This window comes from Halomonas zincidurans B6, from assembly GCF_000731955.1.
In the GTDB taxonomy this organism is placed as follows: domain Bacteria; phylum Pseudomonadota; class Gammaproteobacteria; order Pseudomonadales; family Halomonadaceae; genus Modicisalibacter; species Modicisalibacter zincidurans.
In genome coordinates this window covers 3,026,193-3,047,304 of record NZ_JNCK01000001.1, presented here as the reverse complement: position 1 = coordinate 3,047,304, position 21,112 = coordinate 3,026,193, and the positions used below count along the sequence as shown (strand labels likewise).

Annotated in this window: 17 protein-coding genes and 1 other RNA gene; 7 read left to right on the top strand and 11 right to left on the bottom strand. The window is 65.4% G+C overall.

Going from position 1 to position 21,112, the window contains the following annotated elements:
* Positions 1-2,421, top strand: a complete 2,421-nt coding sequence (gyrB, locus tag HALZIN_RS0114310) for a DNA topoisomerase (ATP-hydrolyzing) subunit B (protein WP_031384873.1) — start codon at positions 1-3, stop codon at positions 2,419-2,421.
* A 179-nt stretch (positions 2,422-2,600) separates the two neighbouring features.
* Here the strand turns inward: gyrB and gmhB are convergent, their stop codons facing one another.
* From gmhB to glyQ, 3 genes are all read right to left on the bottom strand, one after another.
* Entirely contained in the window at positions 2,601-3,176 is a 576-nt protein-coding gene (gmhB, locus tag HALZIN_RS0114305; protein ID WP_031384872.1) for a D-glycero-beta-D-manno-heptose 1,7-bisphosphate 7-phosphatase, read from the bottom strand.
* Between the two features lie 138 nt (positions 3,177-3,314).
* Positions 3,315-5,381, bottom strand: a complete 2,067-nt coding sequence (gene glyS, locus HALZIN_RS0114300; protein ID WP_031384871.1) for a glycine--tRNA ligase subunit beta — start codon at positions 5,379-5,381, stop codon at positions 3,315-3,317.
* Positions 5,382-5,383: 2 nt separating this feature from the next.
* The gene (gene glyQ, locus HALZIN_RS0114295) at positions 5,384-6,346 is read right to left on the bottom strand and encodes a glycine--tRNA ligase subunit alpha (RefSeq protein ID WP_031384870.1); all 963 of its coding nucleotides are present in this window, start codon (positions 6,344-6,346) and stop codon (positions 5,384-5,386) included.
* A 131-nt stretch (positions 6,347-6,477) separates the two neighbouring features.
* On the opposite strand from glyQ, the gene rfaD reads away from it, so the two are divergent.
* Together rfaD and waaF are read left to right on the top strand one after the other, a co-directional pair.
* A complete protein-coding gene (gene rfaD, locus HALZIN_RS0114290) occupies positions 6,478-7,434 on the top strand; it encodes an ADP-glyceromanno-heptose 6-epimerase (protein WP_031384869.1) in 957 nt (318 codons plus the stop codon).
* A complete protein-coding gene (gene waaF / locus HALZIN_RS0114285) occupies positions 7,427-8,443 on the top strand; it encodes a lipopolysaccharide heptosyltransferase II (RefSeq protein ID WP_031384868.1) in 1,017 nt (338 codons plus the stop codon). Before rfaD ends, waaF begins: the two co-directional genes overlap by 8 nt.
* Before the next feature lie 87 nt (positions 8,444-8,530).
* On the opposite strand, the gene HALZIN_RS0114280 is transcribed toward waaF, so the two are convergent.
* The 4 genes from HALZIN_RS0114280 to HALZIN_RS0114265 form a co-directional block, all read right to left on the bottom strand.
* On the bottom strand, positions 8,531-10,111 hold the full coding sequence (locus tag HALZIN_RS0114280) for a sulfatase-like hydrolase/transferase (protein ID WP_031384867.1): 1,581 nt from the start codon (positions 10,109-10,111) through the stop codon (positions 8,531-8,533).
* A 225-nt stretch (positions 10,112-10,336) separates the two neighbouring features.
* Positions 10,337-11,110 (bottom strand): glycosyltransferase family 2 protein, encoded by a 774-nt coding sequence (locus HALZIN_RS0114275; protein ID WP_031384866.1) that lies wholly within the window; start codon positions 11,108-11,110, stop codon positions 10,337-10,339.
* Positions 11,110-12,189, bottom strand: coding sequence for a glycosyltransferase family 9 protein (locus HALZIN_RS0114270; RefSeq protein ID WP_031384865.1), 1,080 nt, complete (start codon positions 12,187-12,189; stop codon positions 11,110-11,112). Before HALZIN_RS0114270 ends, HALZIN_RS0114275 begins: the two co-directional genes overlap by 1 nt.
* 50 nt (positions 12,190-12,239) lie before the next feature.
* Positions 12,240-13,001, bottom strand: a complete 762-nt coding sequence (locus HALZIN_RS0114265) for a 3-deoxy-D-manno-octulosonic acid kinase (RefSeq protein WP_031384864.1) — start codon at positions 12,999-13,001, stop codon at positions 12,240-12,242.
* Between HALZIN_RS0114265 and HALZIN_RS0114260 the strand changes: the two genes are divergently transcribed.
* From HALZIN_RS0114260 to waaA, 3 genes are read left to right on the top strand one after another with little or no spacing between them, the layout of a single operon-like run.
* Positions 13,000-14,097, top strand: a complete 1,098-nt coding sequence (locus HALZIN_RS0114260) for a glycosyltransferase family 9 protein (RefSeq protein ID WP_031384863.1) — start codon at positions 13,000-13,002, stop codon at positions 14,095-14,097. The two genes, HALZIN_RS0114265 and HALZIN_RS0114260, sit on opposite strands and share 2 nt — an antisense overlap.
* A complete protein-coding gene (gene hldE, locus HALZIN_RS0114255; RefSeq protein WP_031384862.1) occupies positions 14,087-15,517 on the top strand; it encodes a bifunctional D-glycero-beta-D-manno-heptose-7-phosphate kinase/D-glycero-beta-D-manno-heptose 1-phosphate adenylyltransferase HldE in 1,431 nt (476 codons plus the stop codon). The genes HALZIN_RS0114260 and hldE overlap by 11 nt, the downstream gene beginning before the upstream one ends.
* A 2-nt stretch (positions 15,518-15,519) precedes the next feature.
* A complete protein-coding gene (gene waaA / locus HALZIN_RS0114250) occupies positions 15,520-16,800 on the top strand; it encodes a lipid IV(A) 3-deoxy-D-manno-octulosonic acid transferase (RefSeq protein ID WP_051907529.1) in 1,281 nt (426 codons plus the stop codon).
* A 16-nt stretch (positions 16,801-16,816) separates the two neighbouring features.
* On the opposite strand, the gene rpiA is transcribed toward waaA, so the two are convergent.
* Entirely contained in the window at positions 16,817-17,488 is a 672-nt protein-coding gene (rpiA, locus tag HALZIN_RS0114245; protein WP_031384860.1) for a ribose-5-phosphate isomerase RpiA, read from the bottom strand.
* A 379-nt stretch (positions 17,489-17,867) separates the two neighbouring features.
* Here rpiA and ilvA point away from each other — a divergent pair, with 379 nt between their 5' ends.
* On the top strand, positions 17,868-19,409 hold the full coding sequence (gene ilvA, locus HALZIN_RS0114240; protein WP_084173606.1) for a threonine ammonia-lyase, biosynthetic: 1,542 nt from the start codon (positions 17,868-17,870) through the stop codon (positions 19,407-19,409).
* A 357-nt stretch (positions 19,410-19,766) separates the two neighbouring features.
* Here ilvA and HALZIN_RS0114230 read toward each other — a convergent pair whose 3' ends face one another.
* The 3 genes from HALZIN_RS0114230 to HALZIN_RS0114225 all read right to left on the bottom strand — a co-directional run bounded on the left by HALZIN_RS0114230 (position 19,767) and on the right by HALZIN_RS0114225 (position 20,954).
* Entirely contained in the window at positions 19,767-20,390 is a 624-nt protein-coding gene (locus HALZIN_RS0114230; protein ID WP_236254995.1) for a 5-formyltetrahydrofolate cyclo-ligase, read from the bottom strand.
* Positions 20,391-20,415: 25 nt separating this feature from the next.
* A non-coding RNA gene (ssrS, locus tag HALZIN_RS17640) (6S RNA) lies at positions 20,416-20,600 on the bottom strand.
* A gap of 54 nt (positions 20,601-20,654) precedes the next feature.
* Positions 20,655-20,954, bottom strand: a complete 300-nt coding sequence (locus HALZIN_RS0114225) for a cell division protein ZapA (protein WP_031384857.1) — start codon at positions 20,952-20,954, stop codon at positions 20,655-20,657.
* Positions 20,955-21,112 lie beyond the last annotated feature (158 nt).

The window sequence follows — 21,112 nt, the reverse complement described above, 5'->3', positions numbered from 1 at the left end:
ATGAGCGAACAAGCTTACGACTCAACGAGCATCAAGGTCCTGAAAGGGTTGGATGCGGTGCGTAAGCGCCCCGGCATGTACATCGGCGACACCGATGACGGGACGGGGCTGCATCACATGGTGTTCGAGCTGGTGGACAACTCCATAGACGAAGCGCTGGCCGGTTTCTGCAGCGAGATACGCGTGGTCATCCATCCCGACGAGTCGATCACCGTCAGCGACAATGGTCGCGGCGTGCCGACCGATATCCACAGCGGAGAGGGCGTCTCGGCGGCGGAAGTGATCATGACGGTCCTGCATGCCGGGGGCAAGTTCGACGACAATTCCTACAAGGTGTCCGGGGGATTGCACGGCGTCGGCGTCTCGGTCGTCAACGCGCTTTCCGAAGAGCTCAAGCTGACCATCTGGCGGGCTGGTCAGGTTCACGAACAGCTTTACCATCACGGCGTGCCCGATGCGCCGCTTGCCGTCGTGGGGCAGACCGAGAAGAGCGGTACGCGCGTGCATTTCCGCCCCTCGGCGGAGACGTTTACGCATATAGAATTCCACTACGATATTCTTGCCAAGCGGCTGCGCGAACTTTCGTTCCTGAATTCCGGTGTGGCCATTCGCTTGATGGATGAGCGCAGCGGCAAGGAAGAGCTCTTTCACTACGAGGGCGGCCTGCGGGCCTTCGTCGATCATCTGAATACCAACAAATCGACGCTGAATCCCGTGTTTCACTTCAATGTCGAGCGCGAGGACGGCATTGCCGTCGAGGTGGCGATGCAGTGGAACGACACCTTCGCCGAGAACATCTTCTGCTATACCAACAACATCCCTCAGCGCGACGGGGGGGCGCATCTGGCCGGTTTCCGTGCCGCGCTGACTCGCTCGCTCAATAGCTACATCGAAGCCGAGGGCGTGCTCAAGAAGGCCAAGGTCAACACTTCGGGCGATGACGCGCGCGAAGGGTTGACCGCGATCATTTCCGTCAAGGTCCCGGATCCCAAGTTTTCCTCGCAAACCAAGGAAAAGCTGGTCTCCTCTGAGGTCAAGACGGCTGTCGAGCAAGAGCTGGGTCGACAATTTTCCGACTACCTGGCCGAGCACCCCAACGAAGCCAAGTCGATCGTCAACAAGATGATCGATGCGGCGCGTGCGCGTGAGGCAGCGCGCAAGGCGCGGGAAATGACGCGTCGCAAGGGTGCGCTGGATATTGCCGGCCTGCCGGGCAAGCTGGCTGATTGTCAGGAAAAGGACCCGAGCCTTTCCGAGCTGTACCTGGTCGAGGGCGACTCGGCAGGGGGGAGCGCCAAGCAGGGTCGCGATCGCCGTACGCAGGCAATCCTGCCGCTCAAGGGCAAAATACTCAATGTCGAGAAGGCCCGCTTCGACAAGATGCTGTCTTCCGCCGAAGTCGGTACATTGATCACGGCGCTAGGCTGCGGCATCGGTCGCGAGGAGTTCAATCCCGACAAGCTGCGCTATCACTCGGTCATCATCATGACCGACGCCGACGTCGATGGTTCGCATATTCGTACACTGCTCTTGACGTTCTTCTTCCGTCAGATGCCGGAGCTGATCGAGCGCGGCCACATCTTTATCGCCCAGCCGCCGCTCTACAAGATCAAGCGCGGCAAGCAGGAGATGTATCTCAAGGATGAGCAGGCGTTGCTCGATTATCTGACCACGACAGCTCTGGACGGCGCGGGACTGCATGTCAACGCGGATGCTCCGGGAATCAGCGGCGAGCATCTCGAGGCCCTGGTCAATCAGTATCGCGACGTGATGAAGCGTATCGATCGCCTGCTGCGAGTTTACCCGCATGAAGTGCTGCGCAAGATCGTTCACGCGGCGACGCTGAATGGCGAAGAGAGTCTGCGAGACCGGGTCACCATGCAGCATTGGATTGACTCCCTGCAGCAAGCGATGGATGCACTGATTGCCTACGAGGGTGGGCCGCGCTACGTCTTTCATCTGCAGGAGGACGATGAGCGGGGCTTATTCCTGCCGAGCGTATCGCTGACCGCCCATGGCGTGACTGCCGAGTACGTCTGGGGCGCGGACTTCTTCCGCAGTGCCGACTACCGCGCAATGGCAGCGCTGGGTGAGACGCTTGACGATCTCATGGGAGAGGGCGCCTACGTGGCGCGTGGCGAACGCAGCAAGAAAGTCGATACGTTCTACGAAGCGCTCGATTGGCTGATGTCCGAAGCGCAGCGCGGCTTTTCCATCCAGCGCTATAAGGGCCTGGGTGAGATGAATCCCGATCAGCTTTGGGAAACCACCATGGATCCCGAGACTCGGCGCATGCTGCGTGTATCGATCGAGGACGCGGTGGCCGCCGACATGATGTTCAATACGCTCATGGGTGACGAGGTCGAACCGCGTCGATTCTTCATCGAGCAGAACGCGCTGGTTGCCAACCTCGACGTGTGATGTTTCACGTGAAACACCACGGTCAACGTTGAGTGACCGCAAGCCCAGCCAAGCGCTGGGCTTTTTTATTCACTCTCTCAAGAAATGGGGCCGCGTTGGTTGGCGGTGGGGCTGCTCGATCGAGCGTCGCGACTCAATGCATATTGGGAGGCTCGCACATGCCCCCCCCAAGGGGGCATTCAGTTTTCTATCAGATAATCGGCGAAGGCGGCAAGATCGTCGAAGATCCGTGCCTGCCCGAGGCTGCCCCTGGCTTCGGTCCTCCTGCCCTTGCCCGTGCGAACCAGCACCGGGTGGCAGCCCTTGGCAATGCCCGCTTCCAGATCTCTGCGGCTGTCGCCTACCATCCAGGCGTTCTGAAGACTGTCCAGCTTCAGGCTATGCTGGATCTGATCGAGAAGACCGGTTTTCGGCTTGCGGCATTCACAGCCATCGTCGGGTCCATGGGGGCAGTAGGCGATGTGGGCGATTGTGCCACCCGCAGCCGATACGCGCTCACATAAATCGTCGTGTATCATTTGCAGAGTGGTTTCATCGTAATAACCGCGGGCCACTCCCGACTGGTTGGTGGCGATGGCAATCGTCCAACCATGTCGCGTCAGCCGGGCGATCGCCTCGATGGCCTGCGCATAAGGCCGCCACTCATCGAGTGACTTGATGTAGTCATCCGAGTCCTCATTGAGGACACCGTCGCGATCGAGAATGATCACCTTGCTTGGCGTCAGGTCATGGGACTGGCCGGATAATGGTTGCATAGGCATGGCCTGATCTAATCCGAGTGTTTCACGTGAAACAAGCATGGCGTAAAAATGTTTCACGTGAAACACATGCAAAAAGACCAGCCCCGATGGGCCGGTCTACGAAGTACTGCAGTCGCCGAAGCGAGAGACGATCTACTGCTGCAGTTGCGCGATATCCGCCACATCGAGGAACAGAGCTTGTAGCTCGGCGAGCAGGGCCAGGCGATTGCGTCTGACGGCGCTGTCATCGGCCATCACCATTACGTCATCGAAGAAGGCATCCACGGGATCGCGCAGCATCGACAGGGCGTCCAGCGCTTCGCTGTAACGAGCCTCGGCGAACAGTGGGGCGACTATCCGGCGGCGCTCTGCCAAGGCCTGTGCGAGCGCTCGTTCAGCGTCCTCGGCGAGCAGCGAGGCATCCACCGACTCGGCGATCTCGTCGGCCTGCTTGGTCAGGATGTTGGAGACGCGCTTGTTCGCGGCTGCCAGGGCGCCTGCCTCCTCGCGCTGAGTGAAGGCATGCACGGCGCGGATACGGCGCGCGAAGTCCAGCGGCCGCGTGACCGGACGCGAGCGTACCGAGAGGTAGACCTCGACGGCGATGCCTTCGTCCTGCGTCCAGGCGCGAAAGCGATCGAGCATGTATTCGAGCACTTCCTCGGCAAGTCCCGCTGACTGGGGCAGGTGGCTATGTTGGGCTGCGGCCTGCTCGAGCAGTTCGCGCAGATCAAGGTCGAGCTCGGCCTTGATCTGGATGTTGAGCACGCCTATTGCCGCCCGGCGCAGGGCGAACGGATCCTTGGCGCCGGTAGGCCGCGCGCCGATGCCGAAGATGCCGGTGAGCGTATCCAGCCGATCGGCCAATGCCAGCGCCAGCCCGGTCTTGCTCCTGGGCACCTCGTCGCCGGCGAAGCGCGGCAGATACTGTTCATGGATCGCTTGAGCCACTGCCTCGGGTTCGCCATCGTGGCGGGCATAATAGCAGCCCATGATGCCTTGCAGCTCGGGGAACTCGAGCACCATTTCACTGGCCAAGTCGCACTTGGCGAGCTGCGCGGCCCTGGCGGCATGCTCCGGGTCGCCTTCGATGCGCTCGGCAATGTAGCGGGCAAGGGCTTCGCTGCGCCGGGCCTTGTCGGCCAGGGTGCCCAGCTGCTGCTGGAAGACCACGCTGGCCAGCCCCTCTTGGCGCGAGGCCAGGCTATGCCTGAGATCGGTTTCGTAGAAGAAGGCGGCGTCGGCCAGGCGCGGGCGGATGACCCGTTCATTGCCCTCGATCACCCGTTGCGGATCACGGCTGTCGATATTGGCCACGGTGATGAAGCCGGGCTCGAGCTTACCGTCGGCGTCGAGCAGGTGGAAATATTTCTGGTTGGCCTTCATCGACGAGATCAGGCATTCGGCGGGCACCTCGAGGAAGCGTTCATCGAAGCTGCCGGCCAGTGCCACCGGCCATTCGACCAGGCCATTGACCTCGTCGAGCAGATCCTCGTCGATGACCGCAGTGGCCGCCTGGACTTCGGCTTCGGCAAGTACCTGCTCGCGGATTCGCTCGCGACGGATCTGACGATCGACCAGCACGGAGGCATTCTCCAGGGCGCTCACATAGTCATCGGCCTGGGGCAGGGCGATGGCCGCGGGGGCATGGAAGCGATGGCCGCGAGTCTCGCGCCCGGCGTGCAATCCCAGCACCTCGGCCTCGACCACATCACGGCCATGGAGAACCACCAGCCAATGCACCGGCCGCGAGAACTCGATGCGCGAGTCGCCCCAGCGCATGTTCTTGGGCACCGGCAGCCCGGCAACGCTCTGCCGAATGATTGCCGGCAGCAGCTCATCGACCGTCGCGCCGGGCTGCTCGAAGCGATGGCCCAGCCAGGTCCCCTTGTCGGTTTCGAGCTGGATGAGCTCATCGACCTGGACGCCGCAGGAGCGAGCAAAGCCCTGGGCGGCCTTGGTCGGTTCGCCATCCTTGAAGGCGGCGGCCAACGCCGGCCCACGACGCTCGATCAGCCGGTCGGGCTGCTTGGCTTCGAGGGCCTGAATCTGTACCGCCAGGCGTCGCGGCGTGGCATAGGCCCGAGCCTCGCCGAAGCCGACCTCGGCCTCGCGCAGGCCGCTGGCGATAGCGTCGGCGAAGGCGTCGGCCAGCGAATCGATGGCACCCGGCGGCAGCTCTTCGACGCCCAGTTCGACCAGTAGGGTATTGGCAGCCATGCTCAAGCGTCTCCCTTTTCGGCTAGTGGCTGTTCGGCCAGCAGTTCCTGGCGCAGCGGTTCGGGGGCCATCGGGAAGCCTGCGGCCTTGCGCGATTGGTAATAGGCCTGGGCGACATCGCGGGCCATGGTGCGCACGCGCAGGATGTAGCGCTGGCGCTCGGTGACCGAGATGGCGTGGCGAGCATCGAGCAGATTGAAGGTGTGCGAGGCCTTGAGCACCATCTCGTAGGCGGGCAGCGGCAGGTTAGCCGCGATCAACTTGCTGCATTCGCCCTCGAGGTGATCGAAACTCGCGAATAGCGCCGGGACATCGGCATGCTCGAAGTTGTAGGCGGACTGTTCGCGCTCGTTCTGCAGGTAGACGTCGCCATAGGTGACCCGCGAGCCGTCGGGGGCGATTGCCCAGCTCAGATCGTAGACGCTGTCGACGTCCTGCAGGTACATGGCGATGCGCTCAAGTCCATAGGTCAGCTCGCCGGTGACCGGGAAGCACTCGATGCCTCCGGCCTGCTGGAAGTAGGTGAACTGGGTCACCTCCATGCCGTTGAGCCAGACTTCCCAGCCCAGTCCCCAGGCGCCCAGGGTGGGCGACTCCCAGTTGTCCTCGACGAAGCGAATGTCGTGGACCAGCGGGTCGATGCCGAGCCGCTCCAGCGAGCCGAGGTAGAGTTCCTGAAGATCGGCCGGCGAGGGCTTCATCACCACCTGAAACTGATAATAGTGCTGCAGGCGATTGGGATTCTCGCCATAGCGGCCGTCGGTCGGGCGGCGCGAAGGCTGCACGTAGGCGGCGTTCCAGGTCTCGGGACCGATGGAGCGCAGGAAGGTGGCCGGATGGAAGGTGCCGGCGCCCACTTCCATGTCCAGTGGCTGCATGATCACGCAGCCCTTTCCGGCCCAGTATTGCTGCAGGGCGAGGATCAAACCCTGAAAGGTTGTGACGTCTGGCGTCGACTGTGTCATTGCGGGTCACCGTTGGCCCATGAATTCGCGGACCGCCAAGTATACAATTAGCGGGTAATCGGTTATAGGCACCGCGCCGAATTGCCTGCCGCATGGCCGTGGCGGGTCGCAACCATCAAGAGGATTCGCGAATGATCGTAGTGACGGGCGGCGCCGGGTTCATCGGCGCCAATCTGGTGAAGGCGCTCAATGCACGGGGCCGCGACGACGTGCTGGTGGTCGACGACCTGACCGATGGCACCAAGTTCGTCAATCTCGCCGATTGCATCCTCGGCGACTACCTGGACAAGGAAGATTTTCGCATGCGCGTCGAAGCGGCGCTGCGCGGCGAGCAAAGCGACTTGCCGCCGATCGAGGCGATCTTCCACGAGGGCGCCTGTTCGGATACCACCGAGTGGGACGGCCAGTTCATGCTCGACAACAACTTCGAGTACTCCAAGATGCTGCTGGCGTACTGCCAGCACAAGCGCATCCCGTTTCTGTATGCCTCGTCGGCGGCCACCTACGGTGGCAGCGAGGTGTTCGTCGAGGCGCCGGAGCACGAGAAACCGCTCAACGTCTATGGCTACTCGAAGCTGCTGTTCGACCAGTACGTGCGCGCACGCTGGGGCAGCTTCACCAGCCAGGTGGTGGGCTTTCGCTATTTCAATGTCTACGGTCCGCGCGAGCAGCACAAGGGCAAGATGGCCAGCGTGGCTTACCATCACCACACCCAGGTCAGTCAGGGGCAGAATCCGCGGCTGTTCGGTGCCTGGGAAGGCTTTGATGCCGGCATGCAGAGCCGCGACTTCGTCTACGTCGGCGACGTGGTCGACGTCAATCTGTGGTTTTTCGACAACCCCGAGGTCTCGGGCATCTACAACCTGGGCACCGGCCGCGCGGAGCCCTTCAAGGCGATCGCCGAGACGGTGATCGATCATTACCGGCGCGGCGAGATCGAGTACATCGACTTCCCCGACGAGCTCAAGGGGCGCTATCAGAGCTATACCCGCGCGGATATTTCGCGGCTGCGCGAGGCGGGCTACACCGCCGAGTTCAAGACCGTGCGCGAGGGCGTCGGCGCCTACCTGGATTGGCTGAATGGCTGACGCATCCGCGCCGCGCATCCTGATCGTCGGCCCCTCCTGGGTCGGTGACATGGTCATGGCCCAGAGCCTGTTCATGACGCTCAAGACGCGCTACCCGGAAGCGTCCCTGGGGGTGCTGGCGCCGGCCTGGTCGCAGCCGATCCTGGCGCGCATGCCCGAAGTCGACGAGGCGATCGCGCTGGAGGTCGGGCATGGCGAGTTCGGCTGGCAAGCGCGCCGCGCGGTGGCCCGCTCGCTGCGCGGTCGCTTCGATCGGGCACTGGTCCTGCCACGCTCGTGGAAGTCGGCGCTGGTGCCGTTTCTGGCACGGATCCCCGAGCGCATCGGCTTTACCGGCGAGCAGCGCGTGGTGTTGCTGAATCGGCGCCGCAAGCTCGACAAGGCGACGCTCGATCAGACCGTCAAGCGCTTCGTCTCGCTGGGGCTCGACGAAAAACAGGCGGCACGCGGCGATTTCGCCATCCCCCGGCCGCGTTTGCGGGTCGACCCGGGCCGCCAGCGGCGTCTTCGCGAGACCTTCGGGCTCGGTGACGGCCCGGCCATCGGCCTGATGCCCGGCGCCGAATACGGGCCCGCCAAGCAATGGCCATTGGCTTATTTCCGCGAACTTGCCCAGGTGCTCACGAAGCGCGGTTATGGCGTCTGGGTGCTGGGCGGGCCCAGGGATGCCGATGACGGCGAGCAGATCGCCCGGGGACTCGATGGCGTTGTCAATCTGTGCGGCCGGACCAAGCTGGGCGACGCCGTGGATCTGCTGGCCGCCTGCAAGCAGGTGGTCACCAACGATTCGGGGCTGATGCACGTCGCCGCCGCGGTGGGCACACGCATCCAGGCCATCTACGGCTCGTCGTCGCCGGTCTACACGCCACCGTTGAGCGATAACGCCGTCATCCACGATCTCGAGCTTGATTGCTCGCCCTGTTTCCAGCGCACCTGCCCACTGGGGCACACGCACTGTCTGAAGCACATCATGCCCGAGCGACTGAGCCGCGCGATCGCCTCGAACTGACGGCCCGATTCGGCCGCACGCCAGCCCAGGGCTATCGCAGATAGCGTTTACACGCGTCGACAAGCCGGCGCGGCATCGCTCGCTGGGCTAGCGCGGCGACTCGCCCGAGGAAGGCTTCCACAGGCGTTGCTGCAGCGCGCTTTCTGACCGCATGCGCGCATCGATCGTCTCGATGCCGTGACGCTCCAGCAGCGTCTGGGCCGGCGACAGCAGGGAGGCACCGAGCCCGGCGCGGTTGGCGGGCACCTCGAAGCCCATGGCTTCCAGCACCGTCGGCAGTACATCGACCATCGACGACTCGCGCTCGATGACCCGTGGCTCGAGACCATTTCCGAACATGATCAAGGTGTTCTCTCGCTCGCCGGCGGTCAGTGCCTGCCAGGCGGAATTCTTCATTGCCAGGTGATCACTGGCGATCACCACCAGGGTGTTGTCGAGCAACCCTTCGCGCTCGAGGCGCTCGACGAAGCGACGCGTCAGCCACCCGGTGCACTTGATGGAGTACAGGATATTCTTGCCATCGAAAGCCCCCTGGTTGTTGCGACAACGCCGGGCTGGATAACCGTAGGGTGGATGCGCCGACAAGGTGGCCGCGAAAAGCCCGAAGGGCTCGGGCTGACGCTGCAGGGTGCGCACCCGCTGAACCGCCATGTCCAGCAGCGAATCGTCGTACAACCCCCAACTGTTGAGATAGCCGGGATCGTCGAGGCGCGGACTCAAGGCTTCGCGGCCGAGCACGGTGTCGAAGCCATGCTGCTTGTAGAACAATCCCTTGCCGGCGAAGTCGAGGCTGGCTCCGCCCATGAAGGTCAGATTGTAGCCGCGTCTGGAAAGCAGGTCGCCGAGACAGTCGACGCCTGGCACCACGTACTCCAGCGGCTCGAGCTGGGAGTCATGCAACAGCCCCGCGGGGATCAGTGGCGTGCCGCACTGGCTGGCGATCATGCCCGCCGTGGTCCAGCCGGTATTGGCGATCTGGCGCAGGCCCTTGAAGACCACGCCGCGCTGGCCGAGCGTCTCCAGGTCAGCATAGACGTCGCCGAAACGCGATTCGTCGGCGTAGGTGCCTTCGGTACTTTCCATGTACAGATAGATCAGGTTGGGCGGGTTCTCTGGCATGGCCTCGATCTGCGGCGGCACATAGCGGCGCTCCAGCCAGGCGCCATCCTCGGCGACGATCGACGCCCCTTCCAGGGTGATGCCGAACAGCAACGGGTTGAAGGCCAGCAGGAACAACACCAGCACGCGCTCGAGCAGCCGCCAGCGCTGATCGACGCGCACCAGCCAGGTGAATATGCCGAGCATGATCAGCCCGGTCAGGGTATAAACCATCCCGACGAAGATCCGCCCGCCGCTGCCGTTATCGGCGATCCCCGCCTGCAAGTGGAAGATCACCGCGCCAAGGTCGACCTTGCCGTAGCTATCGGCCAGAAACAGGTAGATCCACCACAGTGCCAGCGGCAGCAGCGACCAGGGCCAGGCGCGCGGCCGGACGACCTGATGGGCGGGAGCCCCCCAACGAAACTCCCAGGCTAGCATCAGCCACAGGACCAGGACCGGCAGCGCCCAGAAATGCGACAGACTGAATACCGTGGTCATGGCGTAGCCGATACACAGACCCAGGTAGGCGATGGCCCACCAGCGTCCGGCGGGTAAACGGGTCGACATCTGCAAGAATCCTTCCGAGCAACGCAGGAGCCTATCGGGCTTGACGCTGATCTACTGCGAATCCCGGGCTTTCGGCCAACTTTATCGATCCATTTCGTTAAATAGCGCGCTATTCGCCTCAATCGATCGTTTAATTTGACTCGAAATCCGTGCTTCTCGTGACGATCGGTCAAACCCGACAGACTCTTAGACTAGCAAGCGCGTCATGGGGCTGTCATAGCCATGTCACGGAGGCGGCTCCTGAGCATTGGCGGTACGCTCGTTTTCGTAGAGCTCGTTGAGCTTGGCGTATTTCATGTAGGCGTGGAACGCCGTGGTCAGCGCGACCGTCATGCCATCGGCGCCCTGGAGCAGGCCCCCCTTGAACAGCAGCTTGCGCAGCGTCGCCGTCAAGGCGTGCACGGCGGGACGCAGCGGCGAGGGCGTCACGCCCCGCTCCTTCATCGCCCAGGCGTCACGGGTCGAGAGCGCGTCGATGCGCTGGATCCAGTGCGACAGGCTGGCGTAAGTGAAGTGATCAAGGTGGGCCTGGGTGAGCTTGACGCGGGGCGCCTCGACCGAGGAATGGGCCTTCCTGGGCAGATAGCCCGCGGTGGTGCGATTGTAGAGCCGCGTCACCGAGTCGGGATAGAAGCCGGCGGCGCGAATCCAGTGATTTCCAACGTAGTTCTTGCGCCGGAAGGCGTAGGCCTGGGAAGGATCGTCCAGCGCCAGACCCTCGATCAGCGCGACGGCATCGTCAGCGAGGCGCTCGTCGGCATCGAGGGCGAGAATCCAGTCGTTGCGGGCGAAGGGCACGCCATGGGCCTTCTGCGGGCCGTCGCCGAGGTAGGCCTGGGCGATGACGTGCGCGCCGTGCGCTTCGGCGATCGCCACCGTGTCGTCCTCGCTCAGCGAGTCGACGACGATCACCTCGTCGCAGACACGCTGCAGCGAGCGGATGCAGGCGGCGATGTTGGCGGCCTCGTTGAGGGTGATGACGATTCCGGTGATGGGCATTAGCGGCTCCCCGTGGCAGGCATGGGCGACGCGGTCGGCGCGGGCCACCAGTCGGCGATGGCCTGTGCCGCGGCCTCGATGTCGATGCGGCTCATGTCGGTGGCGTGCTCGTCGGCGGGTGGGCTGAACGCCAGGCGATGGGCGTCGCGGTTACAGGTCTGCCAGCGCAGCGGCGTCGCCGAGCGCTTGGCCGGGTAGAAGCCGACGGTGGGCACGTCCAGGCAGCCGGCGATATGCAACGGCCCCGTGGAACCGGCGATGAGCAGGTCGGCGGCGCTCAGGCTGTGGGCAAAATCGACCAGGTCGTCACGCGGCGGCATGACCCGCGTCGCCACGCCCTGGTCGACGAGGTCGTCGCACAGCGCGGCGGCGGCGGCGTGCTCGCCGGGTCCCGAAGTGAGTACCCACTCCGCGGGTGTGTCCAGGCGCACGTCGATGCTCGCGACCAGCGCGGCATAGTGCGCGGGCGACAGGTTGACCGCCGAGCCCCCGCTGCCACCGTGCACGAAGCCCCAGCGGCGTCGCGCGTCGAGCCCGCATTCACGGGCCAGGCGCTGGCGCTGCTCGCCGCGCATCGTTGTCGGCAGCGGCCAGTAGGGCGGCTCGAGTATCGGAATCGGCTGGCCGAGCTGGGTCAACAGCGCCTCGGCGAGCTCCAGGTTGTAGCGATACTCGGGGCGCTGCGAGCGCGAACGGCGCTGGACGATACGCCGGTTGTGGAACACCTGAGCCCACTTGGTCGCCGGCGCCAGGCGCAGCGCAATGCCGGCCCGCCAGCCCAGCCAGCCGATGCGCGGCGTCGAGAACAGCGTCAGCAGCGCATCGAAACGGCCCGCGCGCAGCTGGGCGAGCAAGGCGCGCTGCACATCGCGCGACGCGTCGTCGCCGGGGTCGACGAGCACCTCGTCGACCCACGGGCAGGCCCGGGCGAGGGCAGCGGTATAGTGCGGCACCAGCACGCTGACATGATTGTCCGGATGGGCTTGCTTGAGGCAGGCCAGGGCGGGCCAGGCGAGCATGAAGTCGCCGAGCTTGTCGTTGCGCACGACCAGCAGGCGCTGGCCCTTGGGCTGTGGCATGTCAACTCCCCGCAGTGGCGCATCGCGCCGTGGCATGGATTGACCGCGAATTATACCCGAGCCGGCCCGGCCCGGTCGTAGCCGCGCAGGATCGCCGGCACCGCCTCCTCGGCGTCGAACTTCGCCAGCGAGCGCTGCAGGCGTTCGAGATTGGCGTTCTGCCAGTCTCCTGGACGGCGCAGCCGGCAACGGTCCAGGTCGATCAGCCATACCCTCTCGTCGGGGGTGATCAGCAGGTTGCGCGCATTGAGATCGACGTGGTCGAGCCCGGCGGCGTGGAAGCGGCGGATCGTGGCGCCGACGCGCTCGAGCAAAGCCGGGTCGTTGCCTTCTAGGCACTCGGCCAGGGCGCGCGCGCCGGCCAGGCGCACGGTGAGCAGCGCGGCGGCGTAACTGAGCCCATGGCGCGTCACGCGAGCGGCCACCGGGCGTGGCACCGGCAGGCCCTGGTCGTACAGCCTGGCGGTGAGGCGCATCTCGCAAAAGGCGCGGCTGCGCTCCAGCCCGGTCCAGACGTAGCGTGCCTCGCTGAGCCGTGCCGCCATGCCGCCGCGGCGATAGTCGCGCAGTACCCATTGCTCGTCGGCCAGGGCGATCCTGGCGGCATCGACGAACAGGCTGGCCCCGCGCCCCGGGGCCTGGCCGACCACGGCGTCGTGGCGTTGCCAGAAGGTGGCACTGAACCACGCCGGGTCGAACGAGTCGCGGGCGCCTCCGGTGACCAGCGTTTGTGGCGGGGTCGTGGCATCACATAGAATGCCGGCGTCATGTAAAATGAATTGCCTGCCCACCTGGAGTGTTGCCAACCGCATGAAGCATCCTTTGCCAGCTCAGCCCGCGCATATCGGCATTCTGCGCCTTTCCGCGCTGGGCGATGTCTGCAATCTGGTGCCCACCGTGCGCGCCCTGCAACGCCAGTGGCCCAACGCCCGCATCACCTGGATCATCGGCAAGGCGGAGCATAGTCTACTGGCGGGCCTGTCCGGGGTCGAGTTCGTGGTCTACGACAAGGCGACGGGGTTGGCCGGGATGCGCGAACTCTGGCGGCAGCTGGCGCCGACGCGCTTCGACGTGCTGCTGCACATGCAACAGGCGCTGCGCGCCAGCGTGCTGTTGATGGGGCTCAACAGCGCCGTGCGGGTGGGGTACGACAAGGCCCGCGCCAAGGATTGGCAGCACTGGTTCACCCATCGCCAGCTCGCCGTTCACGCGCGTGCCCACGTCCTCGAGTCGTTCATGGACTTCGCTCGCCTGCTGGGCGTCGCCGATACCCGGCTCGAATGGGACTTGCCGATTCCTGCTACGGCACGCGCCGAGGCCCGGCGACTGAGCGGCGAGGGCGGCTACCTGGTGATCAGTCCCTGCGCCAACCCGCGGTTGCGCAACTTCCGCAACTGGTCGGCACAGGGCTACGCGACGCTGATCGAGCATGTGTGGACCCAGCACGGCCTGAAGAGCGTGCTGACCGGCGGCGGCAGCGCCCAGGAGCGCGAGATGGGCGAGCGTATCCGTCAGCTTGCCGCCGCCGAATCGGTGATCGACGCGATCGGCGCGAGCTCGCTCAAGGGCCTGCTGGCGCTGATCGACCAGGCCCGGCTGGCGATCGCCCCGGACTCCGGCCCGGTGCACATGGCCAACGCCCTGGGCACGCCCACCGTCGGGCTCTACGCCACCACCAACCCCGATCGCGCCGCGCCCTACGGTTGGCGCGACTACGTCGTCGATCGCTACCCTGACGCGGTACGCCGTTACCTGCACAAGGACCCGGAGACGCTTCCCTGGGGGCAGCGGGTCCGTCATCCGGATGCCATGGCGCTGATTCGCGCCGAGGACGTGATCGCGCGTGTCGATCAGGTCCTGGCGCTACCCCGACCCAACCCGACGCTGGAGCCGCGCGATGAAGTTTGACCTGACCGCCCTCGAACGGGCCCGCCTGCTGGTGGTGGGCGATGTGATGCTCGACCGCTACTGGCATGGCGGCACCTCGCGGATCTCGCCGGAGGCGCCGGTGCCGGTGGTGCGCGTCGGCGAAAGCGAGGACCGCCCGGGCGGCGCCGCCAACGTCGCGCTCAACATCGCCGCACTGGGGGGCCACGTGGCGTTGGCGGGGCTGGTCGGCGACGACGACAACGCCAGCGTGCTGAGCGCGCGGCTCGAAGATGCCGATGTAAGCACTCACTTTCAGCGCAACCCCCAGATACCCACGATCACCAAGCTACGGGTGATGAGTCGCAGCCAGCAGCTGATCCGCCTGGATTTCGAGGACAGCCTGGCCGGCATCGATACCGGCGAAATGCTCGACCGGGTCGAGGCTGCACTGCCCGACAGCGATTTGGTGATCCTCTCCGATTACGGCAAGGGCACGCTGGGCCGCGTCGAGGAATTGATCGCGCTGATCCGCGCCAGCGGCAAGCGGGTGCTGGTCGATCCCAAGGGCGGCGACTTCCGGCGTTATCGCGGCGCCAGCGTGATCACCCCCAACCTGGGCGAGTTCGAGGCGGTGGTCGGGGTCTGCCGCGACGACGCCGAGCTGGCCGCCAAGGGCGAACGGCTGCGTGCCGAGCTCGAACTGGAGGCATTGCTGATCACCCGCAGCGAGCGCGGCATGACGCTGATCCGCGCGGATCATGCGCCGCTGCACCTGCCTACCCACGCCCGCGAGGTGTTCGACGTCACCGGCGCCGGCGACACGGTGATCGGCGTGCTCGGGCTGGCGCTGGCCGCGGGCCATGCCTATCCCGAGGCGGTGACCCTGGCCAATCTCGCCGCCGGGCTGGTGGTCGCCAAGCCGGGTACCGCCACGCTGTCGGTGGCCGAGCTCTACACCGCGCTGCATGGTGACAAGCTCGCCGAATTCGGCGCCATCGAGGCGGCGGCGCTGATCGAGGCGGTGCGCGCCGCCCAGGCCCGCGGCGAGCGGGTGGTGATGACCAACGGCTGCTTCGACATCCTGCACGCCGGGCACGTCGCCTATCTCGAACAGGCCCGGCGACTCGGCGACCGGCTGATCGTCGCGGTCAACGACGACGCCTCGGTGGCGCGACTCAAGGGGCCGCGCCGGCCGATCAATAGCCTGGCGCGGCGCATGCAGGTGCTGGCGAGTCTCGCCGCCGTCGACTGGGTGGTCGCCTTCGGCGAAGAGACACCGGACCGGCTGATCGAATCGGTGCTGCCCGACGTACTGGTCAAGGGCGGCGACTACCGGCCCGAGGAGATCGCCGGCGGCGAGGCGGTGATCGCCAACGGCGGCGAGGTCAAGGTGCTGGGCTTCGAGGACGGCGTGTCGACCACTGCGATGATCGCCACCATCCTCGATCGCGAGCGCTGAGTGTGGCCTCCCGCCACGGGCTGGCGCGGCTCGCCTACAGCGGCGTGCTGTATCTTGCCGCGCCGCTGATCTGGCGCCTGGTGTGGCGTGAGTCAGCGCCCACTCACCCGCGTGGTGAACGCCTCGGGCTGATTCCCCGACGCACCGACGCGCGGCCGCGCATCTGGTTGCACGCGGCGTCGCTCGGCGAAGTGGTCACCGCCACGCCGCTGATACGCGCGCTGCTGGCGCAGCATGCCGACCATGCGCTGGTGATCACCACCATGACCGCGACCGGCGCCGAACGCATCGAGACGCTGTTCGGCGACGCGGTGCGCCATCACTTCCTGCCGCTGGACTTTCCCGGTGCCGCCCGGCGCTTCGTCGAGCGCCTGCAGCCGGCGCTGGCGATCATCGCCGAAACCGAGCTGTGGCCGAATCTATTGCATGCCTGCGCGACTCGCGGGGTGCCGGTAGTGATCGCCAATGGCCGCCTCAGCCTCGGCGCCTTCGCTACCTACCGGCGCTTCGCGGCATTGAGCCGCGACATGCTCGAGAGTGTCGCCTGGGTGGGTGCCAAGTCGGGCGAGGATGCCGGGCGCTTTCGCGCACTCGGCTGCCCGGCCGCCCGAACCGCCGTCACCGGTGCGCTCAAGTTCGACATTCAGCTCGATGACAGCCTCGAAAGCGAAAGTGAGCGCTTACGCACTAGCTGGGGCGAGCGACCGGTGTGGGTCGCCGGCTCGACCCATCCCGGCGAGGACGAAGCGGTGCTCGTCGCTCACGCCCGGCTGCGCGAGCGCTATCCAGACGCCCTGCTGGTGCTGGTGCCGCGCCATCCGCAACGCTTCGACGCGGTCGCCGAGGTGTGCCGGGCGCGAGGCCTGGTCGTGGCGCGGCATTCGCGCGGCGAGGTGCCGGAGCCGGACACCGCCATTGTGCTGGGCGACACCATGGGCGATTTGATGCGCTTCTACGGCGCGGCGGATGTGGCCTTCGTCGGCGGCTCGCTGGTGCCGGTGGGCGGGCACAACCTGCTCGAACCGGCGGCACTGGGTGTGGCGGTGGTCAGCGGGCCCTATCTGGACAATCTGCGTGAGATCGCCGATACCCTGGCCGAGGCCGATGCGCGGCGTGAAATCGTCGATGGCTCGGCGCTGGGCGAAGTGCTGATCACGCTGTTCGACGCCCCCGAGGAGCGCCAACGTCTGGGTGCCGCGGGCCGGGCGGTAGTCGAGGCCAACCGCGGTGCACTGGCGGCGACGCTCGAGAAAGTAAGCGCTTACTTGCGCTCAAATGCTTAGTTCGAGCGCAATGCCCTCAACGCGTGAAACGCGTCACGCCCTCCTCGCCGGCCAGTAGCAGCACGTCGGCGCCGCGGCGCGCGAACAGGCCGTTGGTGACCACGCCGGCGATGTCGTTGAGTTCGGACTCGAGTTCGGCCGGGGCCTCGATGAGATAGTCGTAGCAGTCGAGAACCTGATTGCCGTTGTCGGTGATCACGCCGTCGCGGTAGACCGGGGTGAGACCGCGCGCGACCAGCTCGCGGGCCACGTAGGAGCGCGCCATGGGGATCACCTCGATGGGCAGCGGAAAGCCGCCGAGCACTGCGACGCGCTTGGAGGCGTCGGCAATGCACACGAAGCGCTCGGCGCAGGCGGCGATGATCTTCTCGCGGGTCAGCGCCGCGCCGCCGCCCTTGATCATCTCCAGGCGCGGATTGATCTCGTCGGCGCCGTCGACGTAGACCGGAAGGCTGCCCACATGGTTGAGCTCGAAGACCTCGATGCCGTGATCGCGCAGCCGCTTGGCGGTGGCTTCGGAGCTGGCCACTGCGCCCTTGAAGTCGTGACGATGTGCCGCCAGCAGATCGATGAAATGATTGGCGGTGGAGCCGGTGCCGACCCCGATCACGCAGTCGGCGTGAAGCAGCGGCTTGATTTCGTCGATGGCGGCGGCGGCCACCGCGCGCTTTAAGGCGTCCTGGGTCATGGCAAGGCTCGTCGGTCGATGGGCAGGGACGGCCATTATAGGCCAGCCGGGAGCCGCTGTAGATGCCCGCTGGGCCGGCATGGCGAGCAACGCAGCGGCTCTAGCTGGCAGGGCAATCGCAGTTGGCGTTTCGCTCGGGGCTGATCCGTCGATAAGCCTGCGAGCGGGGCCGGCGTGCCGGAGGCGCTGTGAATACCTCCATGTACGCTACCGACGCCGTCCATGGCGTCGGACCTCCTCTTCGGCTTATCCCCGGCGCCCTTCGTCAGTTCAACTGCGATAGCCCTGCTCTAGCTGGGCTTTTGCTGGACGCCGAGGCGCCGCGTCTGCTACCAATAGGGGTTTTCCAGTCGGGTGCAATGCCCACGCGACGCGGCCTATGCGACGTGCGACTCAGGACTCCAGGATGCTCGAAGACACCGTCAAGAAGATACTCAAGGCCCGCGTATACGAAGCGGCCCGCGAAACCCCGCTCTCGCCCGCGCACTTCCTGTCCCGCCGTCTCGACAACCAGATCCTGATCAAGCGCGAGGACCTGCAGCCGGTCTACTCGTTCAAGGTGCGCGGCGCCTACAACAAGATGGCGCAGCTCAGCGAGGCGCAGAAGGCCAAGGGCGTGATCGCCGCCTCGGCCGGCAACCACGCCCAGGGGCTGGCGCTGGCGGCCAAGCAGCTCGGTGTCAAGGCGGTGATCGTGATGCCGCGCATCACCCCCGAGATCAAGGTCCAGGCGGTGCGCGCCCGGGGCGCCAAGGTGGTGTTGCGCGGCGACGCCTTCGGCGAGGCGCTGGCCCATGCCCGCGAGTTGATCGAGGCGCACGGCTACACCTATATCCCGCCGTTCGACGATATCGACGTGATCGCCGGCCAGGGCACCGTGGGCATGGAGATCCTGCGTCAGCAGCCCGGCCGGCTCGACGCGATCTTCGTGCCGGTGGGTGGCGGCGGACTGATCGCCGGAATCGCCGCCTACGTCAAGTACCTGCGTCCCGAGATCAAGGTGTTCGGCGTCGAGAGCGAGGACAGCGCCTGTCTCAAGGCGGCGCTGGAGGCCGGCGAGCGGGTCGTCCTGGAGCAGGTCGGGGTGTTCGCCGAGGGCGTCGCGGTGGCGCAGATCGGCGAGGTGCCGTTCGCGGTGATGCGTGATCTGGTCGACGGGGTGATCACCGTCACCACCGACGAGATGTGCGCCGCGGTCAAGGACACCTTCGAGGACACCCGCGCGGTGGCCGAGACCTCCGGCGCGCTGGCGCTGGCCGGGCTCAAGAAATACGTTCAGCAGACCGGCGTCACGGGCCAGACGCTGGTCTGCATCAACTCCGGCGCCAACACCAATTTCGATCGTCTCCAGCACATCGCCGAGCGCACCGAACTCGGCGAGCAGCGCGAGGCGATCCTGGCGGTGACCATCCCCGAGCGGCCGGGCAGCTTCAAGAAATTCTGCCGGACCATTGGCAAGCGCATGGTCACCGAATTCAACTACCGCTACGCCGATGCCGACAGCGCGCACATCTTTGTCGGCGTGCAGGTCAAGCCGGGCGGCGAGGACCGCCGGGCGGTGGCCGACAAGCTGCGCGAGGCCGGCTATCCGGTCGAGGATTTGACCGACAACGAACTGGCCAAGCTGCATATCCGCCATCTCGGCGGCGGGCGGCCCAAGGAGCACTTCGAGGAAGAGGTCTACCGCTTCGAGTTTCCCGAGCGCCCCGGCGCGCTGATGAACTTTCTCACCCATCTTCCCGCCGACTGGAATATCTCGCTATTCCACTATCGCAATCATGGCGCTGCCTACGGTCGGGTACTGGTCGGCATGCAGGTTCCCAACGGCGATCGTTACCATGTCGAAGAGTATTTCGAGAAGATTGGTTACCGTTACTGGAAGGAAACCGAGAACGTCGCTTATCGGCTGTTCATGGAATAACGCGAGTTTTAATAGCCAATTCGGGTGAGTGGCCACTTGCTAACCTGTAACCCCTTGTAAAGAGTGGGCTCTGTCAATTAGCGTTTGCGCACCGAGTATTGTCATTCTTTTATAGTAGCCCTATAGTCGGTGCGTTATCTGGGTGCAGCATTATTAACGCTAAATTTCGGAGTTGGTCATGAAACGCAAGCCCGACCTGGTCATGGCGCTGGTATTGATCTTCGGTCTGGGGATAGTCGCCACTGGCTACGCACAGACTTTGATCGGTACCTGATGTCGACCGGGCTGTACCGCGAGCCGCCATAAAAAACCGCCAGAGGCAAGCCTCTGGCGGTTTTTTATGGGTTCTCCTCAGCGTTAGCGATGGCGTGGGCGGACCATCCGGCGGTCACTGACGATGGCGTCGAGCGGTACGTCCCAGCCGGCGAACGGCAGCCGCTCGACATGCTGGCAGTCGTGGGCGACGCCGATCAGGCGAGGGCGCGGCCCGCGCCGGCGGGTGAAGGCGAAGCTGCGATCGTAGAAGCCGCCGCCCATGCCCAGCCGGTTGCCCAGATCGTCGAAGCCGACCAAGGGTAGAAGCGCCAGGTCGAGTGCCCAGGGCGGCAACTGACGGGCGCGATGGGCGCCATGGCGGGTATCCGGCTCGCGAATGCCGAAGCGGTTGCGGGTCATCGGCGTGGCGGCATGATAGTGCACGAACCATAGCCGGTTCTTGGCCAGCGGGCGCAGTACCGGCAGGTAGGCACGCGCACCGCGGCGGCGCAGCCAGGCCAGCAGCGGGGTGGCGTCGATTTCGCCGTCGTTGGGCAGGTAGAGAGCGACCCGTCGGGCACGCTGGACTTCCGGCAGGCCTCGCAACCGGCGGCACAGCGCCTCGCCGGCCTGACGCTGCTGGGCTTTGGTCAGCGCGCGCCGGCGCTGGCGCAGGGTCCGCCGCAGGGCCTTGCGCTGATCGTTGAGAAACTGCGGGTCAGACACGGGCATGGCCATGAATGGCTGAAAAGGGTTCCCCAGAGTGCCGCTGTCGTTCTGGCCCTTGAACCCACTGGTTCAAGGTGGGTGGCCGCAGACAGACCGTCAGGCTTTCCGTCGCACGGACATGCACACGGGTCTGTCTAGCAATTGGCCCCCTGGGTACTGCGCATAGGCTCGAGGGACGTCAACGACTGACGTACACCCCAGGGAACGCTTTCATCGTAACAGAGCTGGAAGTATGGCCAAAGGCCTGTTTGCTCAATCGGCTCAGCGCTTGGGAATCTCGCCGAGCGCGCGCTCCAGGCGCTGGTTGAGCTCGGCCAGGCTGTCCTCGCCGGCGCGTTTCTCGTCCTGCACCTGAAGCAGTTCATGGGTGATGTTGAGCGCGGCCATGATGGCGATCTTCTCGGCATCGAGCACCTTGCCGCGGGAGTGGATGCCATGCATCGCGCGGTCCAGGTAACGGGCGGTGCGCTTGAGCTCGGCTTCTTCGTCGGGCGGGCAGGCAATCACGTAAGAGCGTCCCAGCAGGGTGATCTCGGTGGTCGACCGTGCGTCGTCGCTCATGGCAGGCTCCAGGCGCGGGCCAAGAAGCGGCCCGTACGATAAGATGAACTCAGGTTTCGAGCCACTGTATATCTCGGTTCGAGCCACTATAGAGAGGCCCCGCCGGCCGGTCAACGCGCTGCTCCGGCCCGCCGCGACCGTCACGGGCATCTCCCAAC